Origin of the sequence: Mycobacterium sp., assembly GCF_035314665.1 — a bacterium.
In the GTDB taxonomy this organism is placed as follows: domain Bacteria; phylum Actinomycetota; class Actinomycetes; order Mycobacteriales; family Mycobacteriaceae; genus Mycobacterium.
The window spans coordinates 1-3,910 of the sequence record NZ_DATFZD010000018.1; the positions used below are offsets into that span (position 1 = coordinate 1).

Below are 3,910 nucleotides of genomic sequence, written 5' to 3' on the forward strand. Positions count from 1 at the left end.
CGCCAACTGGTAGCCGAGCCCGGCGCCGCCATAGCGCAGGTGCGTCGGGAAGCTTTCGCCGATCAACGCGGCCTGTGGACCGTATTCCATCGCGTGCAGCTGCAGTGACACCACGACCGCGACAAAGATCAGCACGGCGCCGCCGTAGGTCAACGCCGCGAAGTACGGGAAAGCGATCAGCGCGATCAGCATGGCTCCGGTCAGGTAAACGCGTTTGCGACCGAGCCGATCGGACAGCTGCGAGAAGAAGGGAATCGCGGCGAGTTCGCACAGCGCGCCGAGCAGGACCGCGTTGAGCACGAACGTCCTCGAATAGCCGTGCCGCGACACCACATAAATCAGCACGAAAGTGGTGAACAGGTAAAACGGCATCTGTTCGCTGAACCGCAGGCCCGCTGACAGCAGAATCTCCCGCCAGTGGTGCCGGATCGCCTCGATGACGGGTACCCGGGCGGTCTTCCCCTCCTGCTGCACCTTGGCAAACATCGGCGTCTCAACGATTTTCAGCCGGATCGCCAGGCCCACCGCGACGAGTACCAGGCTGAGCAGGAACGGCACTCGCCAACCCCATGCGGTGAAGGCCTCGGGTGAGAGCGTGGCCGAAAGCAGCGTCATGCTGCCGGTGCCGAGCACCAGGCCGAGTGGCACACCGAGCTGGGCGAAACTACCGAGCAGGCCGCGTTTGCGCTGGTCGCCCCACTCCATAGCGATCAGCACGGACCCGCTCCACTCCCCGCCGATCGCGATTCCCTGGATCAGTCGCAGCGCGACCAGCAGCAGCGGCGCGGCCAAGCCGATGGTCGCTGTCTTGGGCAAAACGCCGACCAGCGCCGACGAGATGCCCATGACCAGCAGCGTGACGATCAGCGTGGCCTTGCGGCCGATCCGGTCGCCCCAATGCCCGAAGATCGCGGCGCCCACCGGGCGGGCAGCGAAGCCGACCGCATAGGTCGCGAACGACTGCATCGCGCCGGCGTACGCGCTGGACGCGGGGAAGAACAGGTGCGGGAAAACCAACGCCGCGGCCGTGTTGTAGAGGAAGAAGTCGTACCACTCGATCGTCGTGCCGATCGCGCTGGCCATCGCCGCGCGTCGCACCTGTACCTGTTGACCCGCCCGGTCCACGACTACCACGACTCATAGTCTGAGGTGCGGTGGTTAACGGCATGAAAACGGCCCTGATCACGATGTCCCCTGCGACAAAGTCGCGACCGCGCCAATGTGGCGGAGCACAGCGCAGCGCGACCCGACATACGCCACACTGAGCAATATTCGAAACACCGCACCTCCGAAACCATTTCCCGACGTAGGACGGACATGCCATGAGCTCAGCCGATTACGGCGCAGTTGGTGTACAGAATCGGACCCGTACCCTTTTCGGTCAGGTCATGTGGGCGGTGGCCGCAACCGCCGGCCTATTCGCGCTCGGCGCCTACCTGGGCCGTAACCTCGGCAATGGTGTGGCTTTCGTGTTCTACATCCTGGCGTTCGCCTGCCTGATCGGAATGCGTTTCGCCATCCGCAGCTCTCCTGGTCTGGGCATGGCACTGTTGTTCGCGTTCGGGCTGCTGATGGGGCTGGGGACATCACCGATGCTGGTCTATTACGCCAGCGCGGACCCCCAGGCGCTGTGGGAGGCCGGCGGTGCGACGGCCCTGTTCATCGCCGGCTGCGGCGCATTCGGTTACGCCACCCGCACCGACTTGTCCGGTCTCGCGCGTGTCGGCTTCTGGGCTCTACTTGCGCTCATCGGATTCGGCATCGTGTTGATCTTCGTCCACATTCCCGGCGGCGCACTCATTTACTCGATCCTCGGGCTGGTCATTTTCGCCGGTCTCACGATGGTCGACTTCCAACGGCTCCGCCGATCGACAGACATGGACTCAGCACCGCTTATCGCCACTTCGATCTTCCTGGACGCCCTCAACGTGTTCCAGTTCTTCCTGCAGCTGTTCGGGGGCAGGAGCCAAGACTAAGAAGCGCCGAAAATGGCCCAGAGTCTTGCAATCCAGCATAATCCTCGGTGCCATGACCGCGACGATCGACACACTTGACGTTGGCACGCTTCCGCTTGCGCCGAAAAACCCGCTGCCCATTCGGCAGGCCCTGTCAGCGGCGCGAGTTTTGCACACCGGACTGGAGCTACTGAGCGAGGCCGGCGGACCGGTGTCTCGCTTCGTACCGCTGCCAAAGTTCGTTGCCCCGCCCCTTGTGTTGGTCACATCGCCCAGCGGGGTGCGCGATGTGTTGGGACGCGCGGACGGACTCACCGAGCGATGCCAGATCCACCACGAAGTGCGGAACGTGGCGGGCGACAACCTCTTCAGCCTGCCCAACAGAGAGTGGGCTCCGCGCAAACGCGCACTACAACCGGTGTTCACCAAACAAAACGTCGACGGCTTCGGCACACACATGACGCAGGCGGCGCAAACGTTCGCCGATCACTGGCGCGAGGTAGGTGACGTCGACCTCGACGCTGAGTGCCGCAGACTCGCCATGCGGTCACTCGGTCGCTCGATTCTCGGTGTCGACGTCAACGAATTCGGTAACGAGATCGCACAGAACATGCACGTGGCATCGGCCTACGCGACCGATCGTGCATTACGGCCGATACGTGCGCCGCGGTGGCTCCCGACGCCGTCACGCCGTCGTGCTCGCGCCGCGGTTGCGGCGATGCCCAAGGTCACCATGGACATCCTGCAGGCGTGCCGCGCAGATCCGACCCGCGACGCAGCGCTGGTTCGAGCGTTGATCGCGGCCACCGACCCAGACACCGGCCGGCCGCTCTCCGACGAAGACATCAGCAACGAGCTGCTGATCTTCATGCTGTCCGGCCACGACACGACGGCGACGATGCTGACCTACGCCTTGTGGGAACTGGGGCACCATCCCGACATGCAGGACCGGGTCGCCGCCGAGGTTGCCGAGATCGGCGATAGAGAACTGACGCCCGAAGATGTCCCCCGGCTCGAATACACCGCCCAAGTGCTCAACGAGTCGTTGCGACTGTGCCCGCCGGCCGCGGGGGTCGGCCGAGTGGCGCTACGTGACATCGCGGTGGACGGGTACCGAGTGGAAGCGGGCACCATTGTCGCCGTGGGGATTAATGCCCTGCATCGGGATCCGGCCTTGTGGGAGCGCCCGCTGGTCTTTGACCCCGATCGGTTCAGCCCGGAGAACTCCACGAACCGCGACCGCTGGCAGTTCATCCCGTTCGCCGCCGGGCCACGTTCGTGTATCGGTGAACACTTCGCGATGCTGGTGACAACCCTCGCGCTCGCCACCATCGTCCGGTCTACCCGGATCCGTTCGATGGACGAGGACTTTCCGCTCGAATCGCCGTGCACCACTGTCGCAAAGGGGCCCATCCCGGCCCATGTCGACGCGCGGCGGTGAAATCGGCGGCATGACAACGGCCCCCGGCGCCGAGAGACGCTAAACGGGGTCGACGAAGACCGGTGGCTCTCCTGACATTCCGGCGACTACGGCGGCGAGCTGATTGGGCTTGTCAATCAGCCCGACCTGCAAGTCGGATTCGCGTTTTAGGGAGGCGGCGGCGTCGTCGCTGACCCACGTCTCGTCGTAGAGGCGCTTGGCGGCACGCACGGCATCGGGAGACTTCTGCGCGATCTCCTCTGCGAGTGTCAGCGCCGACGCCAGCGGATCGTCACTGTTTCGCGTGACCAACCCGAGCGCCAAAGCCTCACTCCCAGAAACAACGCGGCCGCTGAACGTCAACCCCTCTCGACGTCGATGGGCACCAATCGCGGCAGTGTTTGCGTGATGCCCATGTCCGGAACGAGGCCCCACTTGACCTCCATGATCGACAGCTTGGCGTCTGGCGAAGCGATTCTGATATCGGTGCCCAACGCGATCTGCAGACCGCCGCCGAAGCAATTCCCGTGAATCG

The 3,910-nt window shown here is 64.3% G+C and carries 3 protein-coding genes and 1 pseudogene; 2 read left to right on the forward strand and 2 right to left on the reverse strand.

Features of this window, described 5'->3' with window-relative positions:
* The coding region (locus VKI00_RS01205; protein ID WP_324434664.1) for an MFS transporter at nt 1-1,134 on the reverse strand (1,134 nt) is incomplete at its 3' end.
* Nucleotides 1,135-1,322: 188 nt separating this feature from the next.
* Between VKI00_RS01205 and VKI00_RS01210 the strand changes: the two genes are divergently transcribed.
* Together VKI00_RS01210 and VKI00_RS01215 are read left to right on the forward strand one after the other, a co-directional pair.
* On the forward strand, nt 1,323-1,976 hold the full coding sequence (locus tag VKI00_RS01210; RefSeq protein ID WP_324434665.1) for a Bax inhibitor-1/YccA family protein: 654 nt from the start codon (nt 1,323-1,325) through the stop codon (nt 1,974-1,976).
* A gap of 52 nt (nt 1,977-2,028) precedes the next feature.
* On the forward strand, nt 2,029-3,396 hold the full coding sequence (locus VKI00_RS01215) for a cytochrome P450 (protein ID WP_324434667.1): 1,368 nt from the start codon (nt 2,029-2,031) through the stop codon (nt 3,394-3,396).
* 39 nt (nt 3,397-3,435) lie between these two features.
* Here the strand turns inward: VKI00_RS01215 and VKI00_RS01220 are convergent.
* Nucleotides 3,436-3,910, reverse strand: a pseudogene (locus VKI00_RS01220) (enoyl-CoA hydratase-related protein); the annotation flags it as partial.